Origin of the sequence: Frankia sp. CeD (genome assembly GCF_000732115.1) — a bacterium.
Lineage (GTDB): Bacteria > Actinomycetota > Actinomycetes > Frankiales > Frankiaceae > Frankia > Frankia casuarinae.
In genome coordinates this window covers 28,763-48,424 of the sequence record NZ_JPGU01000010.1, presented here as the reverse complement: position 1 = coordinate 48,424, position 19,662 = coordinate 28,763, and the positions used below count along the sequence as shown (strand labels likewise).

Annotated in this window: 13 protein-coding genes and 1 pseudogene; 11 read left to right on the top strand and 3 right to left on the bottom strand. The window is 70.4% G+C overall.

The features are described 5' to 3' along the window. Position 1 precedes the first annotated feature (1 nt). The 8 genes and pseudogenes from era to CED_RS08585 form a co-directional block, all read left to right on the top strand. A pseudogene (gene era / locus CED_RS08620) lies at positions 2-922 on the top strand (GTPase Era); the annotation flags it as partial. A gap of 206 nt (positions 923-1,128) precedes the next feature. Next, on the top strand, positions 1,129-1,860 hold the full coding sequence (gene recO / locus CED_RS08615; protein ID WP_011435716.1) for a DNA repair protein RecO: 732 nt from the start codon (positions 1,129-1,131) through the stop codon (positions 1,858-1,860). A 288-nt stretch (positions 1,861-2,148) separates the two neighbouring features. After that, positions 2,149-2,946, top strand: a complete 798-nt coding sequence (locus CED_RS08610; protein WP_011435717.1) for an isoprenyl transferase — start codon at positions 2,149-2,151, stop codon at positions 2,944-2,946. A 59-nt stretch (positions 2,947-3,005) separates the two neighbouring features. Further along, the gene (locus CED_RS08605; RefSeq protein ID WP_051623796.1) at positions 3,006-3,464 is read left to right on the top strand and encodes an antibiotic biosynthesis monooxygenase; all 459 of its coding nucleotides are present in this window, start codon (positions 3,006-3,008) and stop codon (positions 3,462-3,464) included. A 273-nt stretch (positions 3,465-3,737) separates the two neighbouring features. Continuing rightward, on the top strand, positions 3,738-6,791 hold the full coding sequence (locus CED_RS08600; RefSeq protein ID WP_035909740.1) for a glycine--tRNA ligase: 3,054 nt from the start codon (positions 3,738-3,740) through the stop codon (positions 6,789-6,791). Positions 6,792-6,867: 76 nt separating this feature from the next. Then, entirely contained in the window at positions 6,868-9,561 is a 2,694-nt protein-coding gene (gene ppdK / locus CED_RS08595; protein ID WP_035909737.1) for a pyruvate, phosphate dikinase, read from the top strand. A 124-nt stretch (positions 9,562-9,685) separates the two neighbouring features. Further along, the gene (locus CED_RS08590; RefSeq protein WP_035909735.1) at positions 9,686-10,372 is read left to right on the top strand and encodes a YdcF family protein; all 687 of its coding nucleotides are present in this window, start codon (positions 9,686-9,688) and stop codon (positions 10,370-10,372) included. Between the two features lie 237 nt (positions 10,373-10,609). Beyond that, entirely contained in the window at positions 10,610-12,484 is a 1,875-nt protein-coding gene (locus tag CED_RS08585; RefSeq protein WP_035909733.1) for a transketolase, read from the top strand. A gap of 95 nt (positions 12,485-12,579) precedes the next feature. On the opposite strand, the gene CED_RS08580 is transcribed toward CED_RS08585, so the two are convergent. Further along, a complete protein-coding gene (locus CED_RS08580) occupies positions 12,580-13,119 on the bottom strand; it encodes a PH domain-containing protein (RefSeq protein ID WP_035909731.1) in 540 nt (179 codons plus the stop codon). A gap of 40 nt (positions 13,120-13,159) precedes the next feature. Beyond that, positions 13,160-13,315 carry a hypothetical protein gene (locus CED_RS24660; protein ID WP_011435724.1) on the bottom strand — a complete coding sequence of 52 codons (156 nt, stop codon included), beginning with the start codon at positions 13,313-13,315 and terminating at the stop codon, positions 13,160-13,162. Positions 13,316-13,410: 95 nt separating this feature from the next. On the opposite strand from CED_RS24660, the gene CED_RS08575 reads away from it, so the two are divergent. The 3 genes from CED_RS08575 (at position 13,411) to CED_RS08565 (ending at position 18,278) form a co-directional block, all read left to right on the top strand. Further along, positions 13,411-14,673, top strand: coding sequence for a deoxyguanosinetriphosphate triphosphohydrolase (locus tag CED_RS08575; protein ID WP_011435725.1), 1,263 nt, complete (start codon positions 13,411-13,413; stop codon positions 14,671-14,673). A gap of 562 nt (positions 14,674-15,235) precedes the next feature. Continuing rightward, complete coding sequence (gene dnaG, locus CED_RS08570; RefSeq protein WP_235186971.1) at positions 15,236-17,059, top strand: DNA primase; 1,824 nt, start codon at positions 15,236-15,238, stop codon at positions 17,057-17,059. A 40-nt stretch (positions 17,060-17,099) separates the two neighbouring features. Then, a complete protein-coding gene (locus tag CED_RS08565; RefSeq protein ID WP_035730083.1) occupies positions 17,100-18,278 on the top strand; it encodes an RNA polymerase sigma factor in 1,179 nt (392 codons plus the stop codon). Positions 18,279-18,370: 92 nt separating this feature from the next. Here the strand turns inward: CED_RS08565 and CED_RS08560 are convergent, their stop codons facing one another. Continuing rightward, positions 18,371-19,579: a glycosyltransferase family 4 protein gene (locus CED_RS08560; RefSeq protein WP_035909730.1), complete on the bottom strand. Its 1,209-nt coding sequence runs from the start codon at positions 19,577-19,579 to the stop codon at positions 18,371-18,373. Between the last annotated feature and the right edge of the window lie 83 nt (positions 19,580-19,662).

Below are 19,662 nucleotides of genomic sequence, written 5' to 3'. Positions count from 1 at the left end.
CGTGTCGACAACGACCTCGGTGCCGTTCCGGGCCGGCTTCGCCTGCCTCGTCGGACGACCCAACGCCGGCAAGTCGACGCTGACGAACGCGCTGGTAGGGACGAAGGTCGCCATCACCAGCGGGCGACCACAGACCACTCGGCACGCCATCCGCGGCATCGTCCACCGCGACGACGCCCAGCTCGTCCTGGTCGACACCCCGGGGTTGCACCGGCCGCGCACGCTGCTCGGGCAGCGGCTCAATGACGTGGTGCGGGCCACGCTGTCCGAGGTCGACGTCGTCGGTTTCTGCATGCCCGCGGACGAGCCGGTCGGCCGGGGGGACCGCTTCATCGCCGAGGAGCTGTCCCGGCTGCCCAAGCGCACCCCGGTGGTCGCCATCCTCACCAAGACAGACCGGGTCGCCGATCCCGATCGGATCGGCGCCCGCCTGCTCGAGATCGCCGGGCTCGGCGAGTTCAGTGACATCGTTCCAGTCAGCGCGGTGCGCTCCTACCAGGTCGCCGTGCTTGCCGACGTGCTTGTCGCCCGGCTGCCCGCCGGGCCCGCGCTGTACCCCGGTGGGGAGCTGACCGACGAACCGGAACAGGTGATGGTCGCCGAACTCGTCCGTGAGGCCGCGTTGGAGGGGGTCCGCGACGAGTTGCCGCACTCGCTCGCCGTCGTGGTGGAGGAGATGGTCTCCCGGGAGGGCAGGCCGGCGCAGCGTCCTCTCCTCGACGTCCGGGTGAACGTCTTCGTCGAGCGGCCCAGCCAGAAGGCGATCGTCATCGGGACCGGCGGATCCCGCCTCAAGGAGGTCGGTTCCCGCGCCCGCACGCAGATCGAGGCGCTGCTCGGTACCCCGGTCTTCCTCGATCTACATGTCAAGGTCGCCAAGGACTGGCAGCGCGATCCGCGCCAGCTGCGTCGCCTGGGGTTCNGAGCCGGCTCGCCGCCGGCCCCACCGAGGCGCCGTCAGCACCGCATCCATGCCGCATCCATGCCGCAATGTACTGCCATACCTACCCCCCGGCTATGGACCGGGATGTCCTGCGGGTTCCTCAGGAGAACATCCGGCCGGTACCGGCCATCTGCCGGGCGACCTCGCTTCACCGCATGAACTCGGGACCGTGCAACCATGGGCGGGTGCCGGTGTATCGCGACGAAGGTGTCGTCCTACGCACGGCCCCCCTCGCCGAGGCCGACCGCATCATCACCGTGCTCACCCGTCGGACCGGTCGGGTGCGGGCCGTCGCCAAGGGTGTCCGCAAGACGTCCTCGCGGTTCGGGTCGCGGCTGGAGCCGGGCACGTACGTCGATCTGCTGCTGCATTCCGGCCGGGCGCTGGACACGGTCACCCAGGCGGACATCATCTCTCCCTACGGCGCCACGATCGCCGTTGACTACCCGAGGTACACTGCGGCCGCGGTGATGCTCGAGACCGCCGAGCGGTTGACCAGCGAGGAACGCCAGCCCGCCCTGCGGCTGTTCCTCCTGCTCGTGGGTGGTCTGCGTACGCTCGCCGGCGACGAGCGCCCACCCGCGCTCGTCCTCGACGCGTTCCTGTTGCGGGCGCTCGCGGTGTCCGGGTATGGGATGGCCCTGGACCACTGCGCGCGTTGCGGTGGGCCCGGGCTGCACCTGTCGTTGTCCGTGCCGGGCGGCGGCGTAGTGTGCCCGCAATGTCGCCCGCACGGTGCGGCGTCGGTGTCCGCGGGTGCGGTGCGGCTGCTCGCGGATCTGTTGCGCGGTGACTGGGACGGTGCACTGGTCAGTGACGCCCGCGCCCGGCGGGAGGCCGGTGGCATCGCCGCCGCCTATCTCCAGTGGCATCTCGAACGCGGGCTTCGCGCACTGCCTTATCTGGAGAGGGCGTGACGCGGCCGGGCGCCGTGGTGGAGGTCTTGCGTGTGGGCCGGGACGGTCATCCCGGCGAGGCGGGCCGGGCGGCCTGGGTGCGACCGCCGGGGAACGGGACCATGAGAGCGGGACGGCGGTGGGACGGGCCGTGGCGGAAGGACGAGGACGGACATGGTGAGGCGGAAAGCGGCGGTGGGTGCGTCCGGCGCGACCCGGCGCCGACGGGGGGACGATGTGGTGATGGCTGGGACCGGCAGGACGGATTGCGGCGTGAAGCCGCCCCGGACGGGTGCGGGGAGGTAGGCGGTGGCGCTGCGTAATGGTGTGAAGACGCGGTTTCGCGATCCGCATCCCCATCCCTCCGGCGCGCGACCTCCGGTCCTGCCGTCGCGTCTCGTCCCGCGGCATGTGGGCATCGTCATGGACGGCAACGGACGGTGGGCGAAGATGCGCGGGCTGGCGCGAACAAAAGGACACGAGGCCGGCGAGGACGCCCTGTTCGACTGCGTCGAGGGCGCGATCGAGCTCGGGGTCCGATGGTTGTCGGTGTTCGCTTTCTCCACGGAGAACTGGAAACGGTCACCGGACGAGGTGGCGTTCCTGATGCGCTTCACCGACGGGGTGTTCGGCCGGCGCATCGAGGACATGCACGCGCTCGGTGTGCGGGTTCGCTGGGCGGGTCGTCGTCCCCGGCTGTGGGGGAACGTGATCAGGCGGCTGGAGTCGTCCGAGGAACGTACCCGTGACAACGACCGGCTCACCTTGGTGATGTGCGTGAACTACGGCGGCCGGGCCGAGATCGCCGATGCCGCGGCGGCGATCGCCCGGGACGTGCGGGAGGGCCGGCTGCGCGTCGATCGGATCGATGAGGCGACCATCGGCCGTTACCTGGACGAGCCCGACATGCCCGATCTGGACCTCGTCATTCGGACTTCCGGGGAGCAGAGGCTCAGCAACTTCCTGCTCTGGCAGGCCGCCTATGCCGAGTTCTCGTTCGTCGAGACGCTCTGGCCGGACTTCGACCGGCGCGATCTGTGGTCCGCCTGTGAGGACTTCGCCCGACGGGACCGGCGCTACGGCGGAACCGTCGCCCATCACGTCTGATGCCCGTGCCCGACGTTCCGACCGGACCCGACGTTCCGACCGGACCCGACGCTTCCACCGTGCCCGACTGGGCGGCGCCGACGGCCGGTGCTCCGGTCGTCGCCCAGATCGCCTTCGCCGTGCCCGGGGACGCCGTACCGGGGGACGCCGTGCCGGGCGGGGCGGGGTTCGCCGCGGCGGCACGTCCGGCGCTTGACGCGCTCGCCCGGGCCCCGGGATTTCGTGGTGGGCGGATCGCCCAGGCGCTCGACGAACCCGGCTCGTGGCTGATGACCACCGAGTGGGACGGGCCGGGCGCGTGGCGTCGCGCGTTGTCCGCCTTCGAGGTGCGATACGCGCTGACGCCGCTGCTCGTCTTCGCGGTTGACGGGCCTGGCACCTTCGAGGTGCTGGTGTCGGTGGACGGGCCGGGCGGCTCGGCGCGGACCCATCGGTCCGACCGTACGCCGGACGCCGACACCGCGGCCCCCGGCGAGCCGCCGCGCTCCGTCGGTGCGCCGGGCGCCGGCCGGCCGTGACCAACCGCGGGATTGTCGGTGGGTACCGGTAGCCTCGACTCAGCATCATGGAATCTACGATCTATGGATTGTGGATCTATGATTTGCAGATCTATTGATCATGAATCTATGGATCATGGATTCGGAGTGTCGATGTCCCGTGGACAGTCCCCTCCCTGATCGCCTGACCGCTCTCTTCGGACACCGGTCGCCGGCGGACCGGNGTCCGGTCCCCGGAGCCGGGGTGTCCCGCACCACTCGTGACCGCGACAGCGAAATGCCGAGGCTCGCTCGATGTTGACCATGCAGGACGCGCTGCTGGCGCTGACCCGTTACTGGACCGACCGCGGCTGCATGATCGTACAGCCGTTCAACACCGAGGTCGGCGCCGGTACGCTCAACCCAGCCACGGTGCTGCGGGTGCTCGGACCGGAGCCGTGGCGGGTCGCGTACGTCGAACCTTCGGTCCGTCCCGACGACTCCCGCTACGGCCACAACCCGAACCGGCTGCAGACCCACACCCAGTTCCAGGTCATCCTCAAACCGGATCCGGGTAACCCCCAGGAGCTCTACCTGGGTAGCCTCGCGGCGCTCGGCATCGACACCGCCGCCCACGATGTCCGGTTCGTCGAGGACAACTGGGCCTCGCCCGCGTTCGGTGCCTGGGGGCTGGGCTGGGAGGTCTGGCTCGACGGCCTGGAGATCACCCAGTTCACCTACTTCCAGCAGGCCGGTGGCCAGACGCTCGACACCGTCAGCGTCGAGATCACCTATGGCGTGGAACGCATCCTCATGGCCCTGCAGGGCGTCCGCCACTTCAGCGAGATCGCTTACGCCCCCGGCATCTCCTACGGCGAGGTGTTCGGCCAGGCCGAGTACGAGATGTCCCGGTACTACCTCGACGACGCCGACATCGACACCGTGCGCCGGCTCTACGCCGACTACGCCGCCGAGGCCCGCCGGCTCATCGACGCCCGGCTGCCCGTCCCCGCGCACTCCTACGTGCTGAAGTGCTCGCACGCCTTCAACATCCTCGACTCCCGGGGCGCGGTCTCTACCACCGAGCGGGCCACCTCCTTCGCGCAGATGCGTGGACTGTCGCGGGAGGTCGCGACGCTGTGGCGGGACCGTCGCGAGGAGCTCGGCCATCCCCTCGGGGCGGCTTCCCCNCCACCNGCCGCGGNGCCCGCCGCGGTGACCACCCGGGCCGAGGAGCCGGCCACCCTGCTGTTCGAGATCGGGACGGAGGAGCTCCCGGCGGCCGAGGTGACCCGGACCGTCGAGGCGGTGCGCGCCGGCCTCGTTGAGCGGCTGGCGGCCACCCGCCTCACGCACGGTGCGGTCCGGGTGCTGGGCACTCCCCGGCGCATCGTGGCGATCGTTGACGAGGTGGCGCCCCGGGAGCCGGACGTCGAGCGGGTCGTCCGCGGCCCGCGCGTCTCGGCCGCCTACGACGCCGCCGGCGCGCCGACGAAGGCCGCCGTCGGGTTCGCGCGTGGTCAGGGTGCGGATCCCGCCGGCCTCCAGGTCGTCACCCACCGCGGTGTCGAGCATGTCGCGCTCGTGCGCACCGAGGCCGGCCGGGACGCCGCCCGGGTGCTGGCCGGGGTGCTCGGTGAGCTGGTGGTGGGGCTGCGCGCGGAGCGCAACATGCGCTGGAACGATCCGACCTTGTCGTTCAGCCGGCCGGTGCGCTGGCTGCTCGCCCTGCTCGGCGAGACCGTGGTGCCGGTGACGGTGTCGACGCTCGCGGCCGGTCGGACCACCCGCGGCCACCGGCGGGCCGGCTCCCCGCCGCTGGACGTGCCGAGCGCGTCCGGCTACCCAGAACTGCTCGCTGCCCGGTCGATCCTGCTCGACCCGGTGGTTCGCCGCGAGCTCGTCGTCGAGGAGGCGGCCAAGCTCACCGCGGACTCCGGCGGTCACATCGACCTCGTCGCCGAGGCGGACGTGCTCACCGAGGTGGCGAACCTCGTCGAGTTCCCGTGCCCGATCCTCGGGTCCTTCGAGGAACGCTTTCTGGACCTGCCGGCGGAGATCCTCACCACCGTCATGCGCAAGCACCAGCGCTACCTGCCGGTGCGTGACGCCGCCGGGCGGCTGCTGCCGTCGTTCGTAGCCGTCGCCGATGGTAAGGTCGACCAAGCGCTGGTCCGCGCCGGCAACGAGGACGTCATCCGGGCCCGGTTCACCGACGCCGCGTTCTTCTACGACGCCGACATCACGGTGCCACTCGAGACGTTCCGGGCGGAGCTCGCGAAGCTGACGTTCGAGCAGCGGCTCGGCTCCGTCGCGGACCGGGCCGACCGCATCGCGGCGCTGGCGCGTGACCTCGCCGAGGAGATCGACCTCGGTGAGGACGACCGGGCCACCCTGGACCGGGCGGCCGCGCTCGCCAAGTTCGATCTGGCCACCCAGATGGTCATCGAGCTGTCGAGCCTCGCCGGCACGATGGCGCGGGAGTATGCCCGCCGGGCCGGTGAGCCCGAGGCGGTCGCCGTCGCCCTCTTTGAGATGGAGCTGCCCCGCCGGGCCGGTGACCAGCTGCCCGATACCGCCCCCGGTGGCCTGCTGGCCCTCGCCGACCGGCTCGATCTGCTTGTCGGGCTGTTCGCGCTCGACGCGGCCCCCACGGGGAGTTCGGATCCGTTCGGGTTNCGCCGGGCCGCGCTCGGGGTCGCCGCGATCNTGGGCAGCCGGCCTGAGCTCGCCGGCCTCACCGTCACCGGCGCGCTGGCCCGCGCCGCCCGGCTCACCCCGGTGCCGGTGTCCGCCGAGGCGCTCGAGGCCGCCGAGACGTTTGTCCGTGGCCGCTACGTCCAGCAACTACTCGATACCGGAGTGGACCACCGCCTGGTCGGCGCGGTCGGGCCGCTCACCGGCACGCCGGCCCGCGCGGCCGCCACCTTGGTGACACTGCGGCAGCTCGTCCAGGGGGAGTCCGCACCCGCCGCCGGCTTCGCCGCCCTGGCCGCCGCGTTGCAGCGGGTCCGCCGGATCGTGCCGGCCGGGACCCCGGCGGTGCTCGACGCGCAGCGCCTCACCGAACCCGCCGAGATCGACCTGCTGGAGGTCGTGACGGCGCTCGTCCGGCGGCTCGCGTCCTCCGGCGCCGATTCGGCTGTCACCGCGGAGACGGCGGCCGGAGCGATCTCCCTTGATGAGCTGGTCGTCGCAGCCGGAGACCTGCCGGCCGCCGTCGACGCGTTCTTCGACGCGGTGATGGTGATGGCCGACGACCCGGCGGTGCGGGCGGCGCGGCTCGGTCTGCTGGCCTGGATCCGGGACCTGACGACCGGAGCTCTCGACTGGGAGGCTCTCGGCTCGCTGTCCGCCTCCGGTCGCTGATCATGGGCATTCTGGCTGCGCATACCGTTACCGCGGGTTAGCGTCTGGGTATCACTCCGGGGCGGAAGGGACGACCATGGCGCGCTACGTGTATGGCTTCCACCAGGGCAACAAGGACATGAAGGATCTTCTCGGTGGTAAGGGTGCGAACCTCGCCGAGATGACGAATCTCGGCCTGCCTGTCCCGCCCGGGTTCACTATCAGCACCCAGGCATGCCGGGAGTACCTTGCCGGCGGCGAACCGGTCGGGCTACGGGCGGAGATCGATCATCATCTTGCCACCCTGGAGACCGCCCGGGGACGGCGGCTCGGCCAGGCCGACGATCCGCTGCTGGTGTCGGTGCGTTCCGGCGCGAAGTTCTCCATGCCCGGGATGATGGACACCATTCTGAACATCGGCCTGACCGATCAGGCCGTCTTGGGCCTGGCCGAGCAGTCAGGTTCGCCGCGGTTCGCCTGGGACTCCTACCGCCGGCTGCTGGCCATGTTCGGCCGGACCGTCCTCGGCGTCGGCGAGCCGTCGTTCGACGCGGCCCTCGAGGCGGCGAAGCGGGCCAAGGGCACCAGTAGCGACCTCGACCTCGACGAGAACGACCTGCGGGCGCTCGTCGCGACCTACCAGCGGATCGTGCTCGAGCGCACCGGCCGCCCCTTCCCCCAGGATCCCCGCGAGCAGCTGGATCTCGCGATCCGAGCGGTGTTCGACTCCTGGAACGGGCCGCGGGCCCGGCTGTACCGCCGTACCGAGCGCATTCCGGACGATCTCGGGACGGCAGTGAGCGTCGTCGCGATGGTGTTCGGCAACCTTGGAACGGATTCGGGCACCGGGGTGGCCTTCACCCGGGATCCGGGCAGCGGCGAACCCGGCGTGTACGGAGACTATTTGCCCAATGCCCAGGGCGAGGATGTGGTGGCCGGGATCCGTAACCCGGTTCCCCTCGCCGAGCTGGAGCGGATCGACCCGGCATCCTTCACCGAACTGCGCGAGATCATGACGCGCCTGGAGAAGCACTACCGGGACCTGTGCGACATCGAGTTCACGATCGAACATGGCAGGTTGTGGATCCTGCAGACCCGCGTCGGCAAACGCACTGCCGCGGCGGCTTTCCGGATCGCCGCCATGCTCGCCGAAGGCGGTGTCATCGACGACGACGAGGCGCTGTGCCGGGTGAGCGGCGACCAGCTCGCCACCCTGATGTTCCCGCGCTTCGACGACACGGCCCGGCCCGCCCCGATCGCGACGGGAGTGAACGCCGCGCCCGGGGCGGCGGTGGGGGAGGCCGTCTTCGACGCCGCCGAGGCGGTGCGGGTGGCGGCCGAGGGCCGACCGGTCATCCTCGTCCGCCGCGAGACGAATCCCGATGACCTCGCGGGCATGCTCGCGGCGCGCGGAATCCTGACCTCCCGAGGCGGCCGGACGTCGCATGCCGCCGTCGTCGCCAGAGGATTGGGCCGGACCTGCGTGTGCGGGGCCGAGGAGATCGAGGTCGATCCCGCCGGTCGCCGCCTCACCACCGGGCGGGGCGTGGTCGTGCGGGAGGGGGACATCCTCTCCATCGACGGGACCATCGGCGCGGTATACCCCGGTTCCGTACCACTCGTCCCGTCACCAGTCGTCGAGTACTTCGAGGCCGGCCGTCCCGACCATCCCCGGCCGGGCGGGGACCTGGTCGCCGCCGTGGATCGGCTGATGCGGCACGCCGNCCGGTCCCGCCGGCTGCGGGTCCGCGCGAATGCCGACACCGGGCCGGACGCCGCGCGGGCCCGCCGGTTCGGCGCCGCGGGCATCGGGCTGTGCCGCACCGAGCACATGTTCCTCGGGGATCGTCGTACCCTGGTCGAGCAGATGATCCTCGCGGGAACGCCGGCTGAGCGGACCGAGGCGCTCAGCCGGCTGCTTCCCCCGCAACGGGAGGATTTCGTCGAGATCTTCACCGCGATGGACGGTCTGCCCGTCACGGTCCGGCTGCTCGATCCGCCGTTGCACGAGTTCCTCCCGGACCTCACCGAGCTGTCCGTGTCGATCGCCGCCGCGGACGCCGCCGGAAGGCCGGTCGACGACGCCGACCGGGAGAGGCTGGCGGTCCTGCGCAGCATGCACGAGACCAACCCGATGCTGGGTCGCCGCGGCGTCCGACTCGCTCTCACCGTCCCGGGGCTGGTGGAACTGCAGGCGCGGGCGATCGCCGAGGCGCTGGTGCGCTGCNGCCGCGTAGGCGGTGATCCCCGTCCCGAGATCATGGTTCCGTTCATCTCCACCGCGACGGAGCTGGATGCCATCCGGGACCGGGTGCGCGGGGTGCTGGCCGAGGTCGGCACCGAGAGCGGCCTGGAGATCGACCTGCCGATCGGCACGATGATCGAGGTTCCGCGGGCGGCGCTCACCGCGGACCAGATCGCCCGCCGCGCCGAGTTCTTCTCGTTCGGCACCAACGACCTCACCCAGCTGCTCTGGGGTTTCTCCCGGGATGACGTCGAGGCATCGTTGCTGCCGCGCTACCTCGACCTCGGCATCCTCGCCGGGTCGCCGTTCGCGTCGGTGGACCGCGACGGGGTGGGCGCCCTGATGAGGACGGCGGTCCGGGCTGGGCGGGGCGCTCGGCCCGATCTCGGCCTCGGCGTCTGTGGCGAGCACGGCGGCGATCCCGATTCCGTGCACTTCTTCGCCGAACTCGGGCTCGACTACGTCTCCTGTTCGCCGTTCCGGGTGCCGGTGGCCCGGCTGGAGGCCGGGCGTGCCGCGGTTCTCGGCCGGTCGACGGTCGGGTGAGTTTCCGCCTGGCCCGTTTCCTGCCCTTTCCGGGCCGGGATCCCGATCGGGGCTGGGCGGATGAAGGGGGCAGTTGCCCTGTGATGTCGGTCGTGTGCCCATAGGGACGCTACTGTTCGTTCGTGTGGGCCTGTCCCGTCCTCGTCTCATCGTCAACCCGTTTCGCGTGACCTGGTACCGCGTGCCATGGTGGCGTTGGATGATGCGGGCGGTGGCGGCTGTCCTCCTCGGCATCATGGTTCTCGCCGTGGTGACGTTTCTGCAGGTCTGGNGGGTGGGCAGGGAGGATCACCGGCCCCGGTCCGACGTCCTCGTGGTGCTCGGTGCTTCGCAGTACGACGGGCGTCCCTCGGCGGTCCTCGCCGCCCGTCTCGACCACGTGCTGGAGCTCTACCGGGAGGGAATCGCCCCTCAGGTGATCACAGTCGGTGGGAAGCAGCCGGGCGACCGTTACACCGAGGGCGAGGCCAGTGCGACCTATCTGCGGCAGCGGGGTATCCCCCCGGATCGGGTGCTCGTCCTACCCGAGGGTTCGAACACGCTCGGGTCGCTGACCGCCGTAGCCGGGTTGATGAACTCGCGGCACTGGCACACCGCCGTGCTGGTCACCGATCCCTGGCACAGCCTGCGTTCTCGGACGATGGCCCGTGACCTCGGTGTTGACGCCGTCACCTCCCCGGCCGACCGGGGGCCGGCCGTCCACGGCTTCGGCACGCAGGTCCGGTACATCATCCGCGAGGGGATCGGTTACCGGTGGTACCAGCTCTTCCGCCAGGCATCACCACCTTCGGCGACCACCCGGGCCGTCTGACACCGGGTCGACGTTCGTCGGCAGCAGCGGATACGAACCCGTGACGCCTCTGACATATCAAGGCCCGCTTCGGCCCTCTTTGCCGTCGGCCGCCGCTGATACGGTTCGGATCGCCGGGTGAGGGGGTAGTGCGACACGTGGTAGTGAGGCAAAGCGGCGGAGTCGGCTGCCCGCGGCGCGAGAGAACCCTCCGGAGATTACCTTCCGGGTGTGGAACGACACTGTAAGGAGACTGGTGTGGCAACTCCCGTATCCGAGAGCACGGTCGGGACGGCCGACCTGGAGACGGTTCGGGAACTCGCGCAGCAACTGCGGGTCGACTCGGTGCGCAGCAGCACCTCGGCGGGTTCCGGGCATCCCACCTCGTCGATGTCGGCCGCGGACGTGCTGGCGGTTCTCGTCGCGCGCCNCCTTCGGNACGACTGGGNCAACCCGGCGGACCCGGCGAACGATCATCTGATCTTTTCGAAGGGGCACGCATCCCCGCTGATCTACTCCATCTTCAAGGCGGTCGGGGTCGTCGGTGACGACGAGTTGATCAATGGTTACCGCCGTTTCGGTGAGCGGCTTCAGGGCCACCCGACGCCTGTCCTGCCGTGGGTCGACGTCGCGACCGGGTCGCTCGGGCAGGGCCTGCCCGACGGCGTGGGCGTCGCGCTCGCCGGTAAGTACCTGGACAAGGTGCCCTACCGGGTCTGGGTGATCTGCGGTGACAGCGAGATGGCGGAGGGCTCGGTCTGGGAGGCACTGGACAAGGCCTCCTACTACAACCTCTCCAACCTCATCGCGATCGTCGACGTCAACCGGCTCGGCCAGCGCGGCCCGACCGAGCTCGGCTGGGACCTCGACACCTACGCCAGGCGGGTGGAGTCCTTCGGCGCCCGCGCGGTCGTCGTTGACGGCCACGACATCGCCGCGATCGACGCGGTGCTCGCCGACGCCGAGGACGTCACCCGGCCGACCGTCATCCTCGCCCGCACCCGCAAGGGCGAGGGCTTCTCCGAGACCGCGGACGTCGAGGGCTGGCACGGCAAGCCGTTCCCCGCCGACATGGCCGACCGCGCCATCGCCGAGCTCGGCGGCCTGCGCGACCTGCGGGTTCGCGGTCCGGTGCCGCCCGCGGACCTCCCCCGACCGGCGCCGGTCGAGCGGCCCGTCATCACACTGCCCACCTACGATCTCGGCGCCAAGGTGGCGACTCGGCGCGCCTACGGCCAGGCGCTCGCCGCGCTCGGAGCCCGCACCGACGTGGTGGCGCTCGACGCGGAGGTCAGCAACTCGACCTACTCCGAGGACTTCGCCAAGATCTACCCGGACCGCTTCTTCGAGATCTTCATCGCCGAGCAGCAGCTCGTCGCGGCGGCGGTCGGGCTGTCGGTGCGTGGCTACGTGCCCTTCGCCTCCACGTTCGCGGCGTTCTTCTCCCGGGCCTACGACTTCATCCGGATGGCGGCGATCTCCCAGGCCGACATCCGGCTGTCCGGCAGCCACGCGGGAGTCGAGATCGGCGCCGACGGGCCGTCGCAGATGGCGCTCGAGGACATCGCCATGATGCGGGCGGTCGGCGGCTCGACGGTGCTCTACCCGAGCGATGCGACGTCCGCCGCGAAGCTCGTCGAGGCGATGGCGGATCTGCCCGGGGTCAGCTACCTGCGCACCACCCGTGGAGCCTACCCCGTGCTCTATGGCCCGGACGAGCCGTTTGCCCCCGGTGGTTCCAAGGTGCTCCGCCGATCGAATGCCGACACCGTCACGCTCATCGGTGCCGGTGTCACCCTGCACGNGTCGCTGGCCGCGGCGGACACCCTCGTGGCCGAGGGGATCGCGGCCCGCGTGATCGACCTGTATTCCGTGAAGCCGGTCGACGCGGCGACGCTCGCCGACGCCGCCCAGGCCACCGGCGGGCGCATCGTCGTCACCGAGGATCACTACCCGGAGGGNGGACTGGCCAGCGCGGTGCTGGAAGCGCTCAGCGACGGCGGCGTGCCGCTGTCGGTCCGTCATCTCGCGGTGCGGTCGCTGCCGGGTTCCGGGACGTCTCAGGAGCTCCTGGACGCGGCCGGCATCTCCGCGAGGCACATCGTCGAGGCCGCCCGCGACCTGCTGCGCTGACCCGTCCAGGGCCGGCGGCCGGCGGTCGAGAAGGCACGAGGCTGGGACATCCGGTGGGACCGGGGGAGATCCCCCCGGTCCCACCAGGCCGTCCCTCAGTCGTCTCCGGCTGGGGCGGGTGCTCCACCGAAGGTCATGTCGACCAGGGNGAGGTAGAGCCGGTCTGGACGCGGCAGAAACTGGATCTTGGAAAGCGCCTGGTCCTGGCCGGCGGACTCCACGACGAACTCGCCGTACCCGAGCAACCGGCCAAGCGGATCCCGGTTGTACGTGAGATCCGTGATCTTGGAAAGTGGCATCGTCTGGACCTTGCGGAAAAAGATCCCGGACACCTTCAGGAGCCGTTTGTCGGTGATCATAAGGTGCTCGAACTGCCAGTCGGCGACCCTCCACAGCATCCTCAAGATCATGAAGAGGGCGAAGTACCACAGCAGCGTGGTGATGATGCCGGCGTCGACGTCCTGCGAGGCGAACAGGATGTTCGCCACGAGCGCGAGCAGTACGGCCCCGACGGTCTGCAGGAAGATGGGCAGCAGGACCGCCCAGTGCAACCGCACCATCATCACCAGGCGTTCCTGGGATGCGAGGTACTTGGTGTCGCGCTGAGCCAGGTCCGGAAGCTGGAGTCTCACCACGCCGGCAGTGTCCCAGACATCAAGAGTGGCCGGGTAGCCATTACAGAGCGGTATCGGTTACGAACTGGGACACCCCGTTACCGACGGACTGCAGCCAGTCGAAGGCGCGGCCGACGATACTGGCCGCGCTGTTGGGCGCGGTCACCACGAAGAAGATGAGGAACGCGATCGCCCCATACCTAATGATCTTGTCCACGGCAGGCCTCCGGGCCGATTCGGGGAAGGGTGCGCACAAAGTATCGCCGCTGAGCTCGATGGAGGTCGCGGAATCGCGCCGATACTCTCAAACTCGTGGTCAGTGAGTGGTATGACACCTCGGACACGGCCCGTCGGATCGTGGAACGCCCGAAGGCCACACCGGCTCAGCGTCGTCCCTTCGCCCGGGACCGAGCCCGGGTGCTGCACTCCAGCGCGCTGCGCAGGCTGGCGGGAAAAACCCAGGTCGTGGGCCCGCTCGACGACGACTTCCCGCGTACCCGGCTGACCCACTCCCTGGAGACCGCCCAGGTGGGCCGGGAGCTCGCCGAGGAACTGGGAGCGGACCCCGACCTGGTCGAGGCGGCGTGCCTCGCGCATGATCTGGGTCATCCCCCTTTCGGGCATAACGGCGAGCTGGCGCTTGACGAGGCCGCAGCCGCCTGCGGTGGCTTCGAGGGCAACGCCCAGAGTCTGCGCGAGCTGACCAGGCTCGAAGTCAAGATCGTCGACTGTGACGGTCGCAGCGCGGGCCTGAACCTTACCCGGGCGACCCTGGACGCGGCGACGAAGTACCCGTGGCCGCGCCGCCCTGGGCCCCGGGCGGACAGCACGAAGTTCGGCGCCTACGCCGACGACCTGTCCGTGCTCCGCTGGGTCCGGGAGGGCGCACCGGCCGCCCGGCGCTGTATCGAGACGCAGATCATGGACTGGGCGGACGACGTGGCCTATTCGGTGCACGACCTCGAGGACGGGGTCGTTGCCGGACACATCGATCTGGCCGCCCTCGACGATTCCGGCCGCCGGGCGGAGCTCGCCGCCGCGACCGCCGTCCGCTACCCGGGGCCGTCCGCCGAGGCGGTGGCGGCCGCCCTGGGCACCCTGCGGTCCCAGCCCTGGTGGGTCCGCTCCGAGATCACCTCGGCCCGGGGCCAGGCCGCTCTGCGGGCGATGACCAGCGAGCTCATCGCCCGGTTCGCGCACAGCGCGGTCCGTGCCACCCGGGCGTGCCATCCCGACGGTCCGCTGTGGCGCTATGGCGCGGATCTGGTGGTGGATCCGGACACCGTGGCCGAGTGCGCGGCGCTCAAGGGGGTCACCGCCTGGTATGTGATGGAGCGGCCGGGTGCCCGCGCCCGGCAGTCCCGGCAGCGGGAGGTGGTCGCGGAGCTCGTGGCGATGCTCTCCCGGGGCGCGCCGGACGTGCTCGAGCCGTCGTTGCGCGCGGCCTACCGCATGGCCGCTGACGATGCGGCACGGCTACGGGTCGTCATCGACCAGGTGGCGCGTCTGACCGACGCCAGCGCCGAGCGGCGGTATGCGTTGCTGTGTGGACGACCGGCGCCGCGGGTCCTGTGAGCCACGAGCCCGGTGTGCGGGGGACCCGGTGCGAGAGGGGTTCGGTGCGTGCCGGATCCGTACGTGGTGGGTCCGTGTCCGCCGGATCCGTGCGTGGTGGGTTCGGTGGGTGTCCTCTGCTGGCCCGATGGCCCGACGGTGTTTCGGGTGTTCCCCCGTTCGGGGGGACACCCGCTCCCTCGGCTGGGGGAGCGAGCCGGCGCGCGGTCCGCGGCCCGACATCGCAGCTCGGCATGCACGTCACGGCCCCTGTCCCCAACATTCACGTGGCATGATCGGTACTGTCGTGCTTACGACACGTACCATCGCAGCGGTAGGACCGATGTGAGGGGCGCCGCGTCACTCGTCGACAGGCCGGGCAGGCCGGCGGGNGGNGGTCCTAGCATCGATCCGGCGGGAATGGACGTGGCAAACATATTGACGGGCACTCTGCCCCGGGCGAGCTACCTCTCGTTCGGGTACCCGCAGAGTCTCGACGCGGACTTGGGAGGGGNGGGNGGGGGGACGAATCCGTGACGCCGACGTCGCCCTGGTCCGGGAGCGCTCGCCGATTGCGGACGTCGTGGCCGAGCACGTACAACTGCGTCCGGCGGGGCGTAACGAGCTCGTCGGGCTGTGCCCGTTCCATGACGAGAAGTCACCCTCCTTCTACGTCAATGCGGCAACCGGCCTGTTCCACTGTTTCGGATGCCAGCAGGGTGGTGACGTCTACTCCTTCGTGCGGGAGATCGACGGGCTGACCTTCCGGGAGGCGGCGGAGCGCCTGGCGCGCCGGGCCGGGGTGGCGCTGACCTACGAGGGCGGTGGGACCACCGACCGTACGGTGTCCAGCCAGCGGCAGCGGCTGCTGGAGACGCACCGGGCGGCCGCCGAATTCTACGCCGAGCAGCTAGAGTCGCAGGCCTCCGCGCGCGCCGGCTGGGACTTCCTCGCTGCGCGGGGATTCGATCTCACCACGGCGGCGCGCTTCGAGGTCGGCTACGCCCCGACCGGCTGGGACACCCTCACTCGGCATCTGCTCGCCCGGCGCTTCACCGGCGAGGAGCTGGTGCTCGGGGGGCTGGCCAAACAGGGCGCCCGCGGGGGTCTGATCGACCGTTTCCATCATCGGCTGATGTGGCCGATCAGGGATCTCGCCGGTGAGGTGGTCGGCTTCGGTGGGAGGCGCCTCGCCGAGGACGACGCCCCGAACGCCGGGCCGAAGTACCTCAACACGCCGGACACGCCGTTGTTCAAGAAGGCGAACCTGCTCTACGGCGCCGATCTCGCCCGCCGTGACATCGCCCGCCGCTACCAGGTCGTGGTGGTCGAAGGCTATACCGACGTCATGGCCTGCCATCTCGCCGGGGTCACCACGGCCGTGGCGACCTGTGGCACCGCCTTCGGCTCCGAGCACGTCGCGGTGGTCCGCCGGCTGCTCATGGACTCCGACGAGCGTCGCGGTGAAGTGATTTTCACGTTCGACGGCGACGCGGCCGGGCAGAAGGCGGCGCTACGCGCCTTCGAGCACGAGGAGCGCTTCGCCACCCAGACCTTCGTGGCGGTGGAGCCCTCCGGCCGCGACCCCTGCGAGCTGTGGATGAGCGGTGGCGACGGCGCCGTGCGGGATCTGGTGGCCAGCCGGGTGCCGCTGGTCGAGTTCGCGATCCGCGGGGTGCTCGACCGCTACGACCTCAACACCACCGAGGGCCGGCTCGCAGCCTTGGACGCCGCCGCGCCGCTGGTCAACCGGCTCAAGGACGCCGCGTTGCGGCACCGGTACGCGGTGAACCTGGACCGCTGGCTGGGTTTCCTCGACGAGCGGTTCGTGGTGGGCCGGGTGGCCGAGCACCGGTCGAGGCAGGGGGGCGAGCGGGCTGGTGCCCGTTCCGCGCCGATGCGCCGGCGCGGGGCGGGGGCCGATGACGCGGCGGTCATCGTGGAGCGTGAGGCGCTCAAGCTGGCCGTTCAGTATCCCGGGCTGGCGGGCCCGATGTTCGACACGCTGGGTCCGGAGATGTTCACTGTTCCCGCGCACCGTGCCGTCCGTGACCTCATCGCCGAGGCCGGTGGGGTGTGCGCGGGGCTGGCGAGGTCCGGTGAGGTCACCACCTGGGTGACCGAGCTGGCCGCGGCGGCTTCGGAGGAGGAGCTGCGACGCTTCGTCACTGCCCTTGCAGTGGAGAGGGTGCTGTGCGACCACGATGTGGATGATCGTTATGTCGACGAACAGATGTCGCGGGTACAGGAGTTGCATGTGACCCGTCGGATCACGGACCTGAAGTCGCGTGTGCAGCGGCTCAACGGGGTGACCGACGCCGAGGCCCTTCGCCGTGCGTTCGGCNAGCTGATCGCTTTGGAGCAGCACAAGCATCAACTCCGGGAGCGGGGCGTAGGTGCCGCGTAACCTGGGTCGATCCCGAGAAGGAAGTGACGAGATTCCGCCCATGAGTCCTACCGTCCTACCCCGCGAAGCCCAGGTGGACGAGGTCAAGGACCTCATCACCCGGGGCAAGGAGATCGGGTTCCTCACCACCGAGGATGTCACGGTCGCCATCCAGGCCGCGGAGCTGCCCCCGGAGCAGGCCGAGACGGTGCTGCAGGTGCTGAACGACGAGGGCATCGAGGTACTCGAGGCGGGAGGTGAGAGCCCCGACGAGGCGGATCTGCTGGCCCGCCGTCGCCGCGAGGAGGAGGAGCTCGCCCTCAAGGCGCCGACCTCCGACCCGGTGCGCATGTACCTCAAGGAGATCGGCAAGGTCCCCCTGCTCACCGCCGAGGAGGAGGTTGATCTTGCCAAGCGGATCGAGGCGGGGCTGTTCGCCTCCGAGAAGCTGGCGGTGGCCACCAAGAAAACTTCCCCGCAGATGCGGCGGGACCTCGAGGCCATCGAACGCGACGGGCAGATCGCCAAGCGCAAGCTGGTCGAGGCGAACCTGCGTCTCGTCGTCTCGATCGCCAAGCGGTACGTCGGGCGCGGCATGCTGTTCCTGGACCTCATCCAGGAGGGCAACCTCGGCCTGATCCGGGCGGTCGAGAAGTTCGACTACACCAAGGGCTACAAGTTCTCGACCTACGCCACCTGGTGGATCCGGCAGGCGATCACGCGGGCCATCGCCGACCAGGCACGCACCATCCGCATCCCGGTGCACATGGTCGAGACCATCAACAAGCTGATCCGCATCCAGCGGCAGCTCCTGCAGGACCTCGGCCGGGAGCCGAGTCCGGAGGAGATCGCCAAGGAGATGGATCTCACCCCGGACAAGGTGCGTGAGATCCTCAAGGTCTCACAGGAGCCGGTGTCGCTGGAGACCCCCATCGGTGAGGAGGAGGACTCCCACCTTGGCGACTTCATCGAGGACTGCGACGCCGTCGTCCCGGTCGACGCGGCCAGCTTCATCCTGCTTCAGGAGCAGCTCGACTCGGTCCTGCACACCCTGTCCGACCGGGAGAAGAAGGTCATCCAGCTGCGCTTCGGGCTCACTGACGGGCACCCGCGTACGTTGGAGGAGGTCGGGCGCGAGTTCGGGGTCACCCGGGAGCGCATCCGCCAGATCGAGTCGAAGACGCTGTCCAAGCTTCGGCATCCCTCCCGGTCGCAGAAGCTGCGCGACTACCTGGAGTAGGAGCGACCGGCAACCATTTCCGGCTGTTGGCCGCCGATAGCGTTATGGTTACCTCTGGTCGATATTTGATATTCGTAATCCGGATCCGGGAGTCACGCCGATCCGGTGGGNGCATCGGCCCGTGGCGCCCCCCGCCGGGTTCCGGTGCCCGTGGGCTGGACCGGGATGTCCCGGCCCTCGCTGGTCGGTAGCCGTCCGGTCAGGGCGGTGAAAACCGTGCGGAGGTAGTCGTCGGGCCGAGTGGCGGCCTCGGCCCACTCCGCGGCGCGCCGGCCGACGCGGGCCAGTCGCGCTCGGTCGGCGAGCATGCCGTGCAGGACGTCCGCCAGCGCCTGCGCCGACTCGTCCATCGGCGTCTGCCCGGTCACGCCGTCCTGGTAGGCGTCGTGGCTACCGCCTGAGGCGGGTCCGACCACCNCGCACCCGGCGAGCTGCGCCTCGAGCAGCACGATGCCGTAGCCCTCACCGCTGATCCGTGGCCCGCGCGAGCGGGTGCGGGTGCACAGCGCGAACAGGTCGGCGGTGGCGTAGAGGCGTGCCAACGCGTCGTCGGTCGGGGACTCGTGCAGCTCGGTGTCGGGGTGCGCGGACACCAGCTCATGCAGGGCCCCGGGTGCCGGGCCCTGCCCGGCGAACACCAGCCGGACCGGGCCGAGGGTGGCCCGGACGGACTCCACGGCCTCCAGCAGGACCCCCGCACCCTTGCCCACCCAGTCACTGAGCCGGAACACGCTCAGCATGGTCGGTACGGGGGACAACGGCCGGCGGCGGTTCGCCTCGGCCAGCAGGGTCGCCCGCCACGTCGGTGAGATGCCCGGCCGGAGGATGGGGGCCAGACCCAGCGTCGACAGCGCGCCGGCGCTGTAGGAACTGATCGTGACCGGGCGCAGGAGCGGGTCGGCGCGCAGGATCGCGCGGTCGGTGCGGCGCATGCCCCAGATGTCGGTGCCGTAGAGCAGCACCGGGCCGAGACGGGCCCGGGACAGTCGGAGGGCCGCCGCCGCGACAGGGATGAGGTTGGCGTGCCCGGCGACCACGCTGTCGGCCTGGCCGAAGCGGCGCGCCGCGGCGAGCGCGCGCGATGTGAAGCGCGCCCTGATCGCCGGGGTCAGCTCGACGCCTGGCTCCAGCATGTCGACCCGCAGGAGATCGGCCCCACCGGCCCGCAGTGTCTCCTCGATCGTCGAGAGATAACGCTCGATCCCGCCACCGAGGCCGCGGGAACTGCTCAGCAGTAGAACCCGGGCGGGTCGATCGGTGAGGGAGGCGGTCGGGGCGGTGGATCGACGCGAGATCTGCACGGAGAGTGATTTTAATGTCTCTCCAGGTGCTAGTCCTGTGCTGCGGAGCGTGTCATAGTAACGTTTCGAGTTCTCTTGACTGC

Bases quoted from the DNA above. Each gene is read 5' to 3' on its own strand.
- CED_RS08565 (WP_035730083.1), top strand. From the start codon at position 17,100: ATGAGTCCTACCGTCCTACCCCGCGAAGCCCAGGTGGACGAGGTCAAG.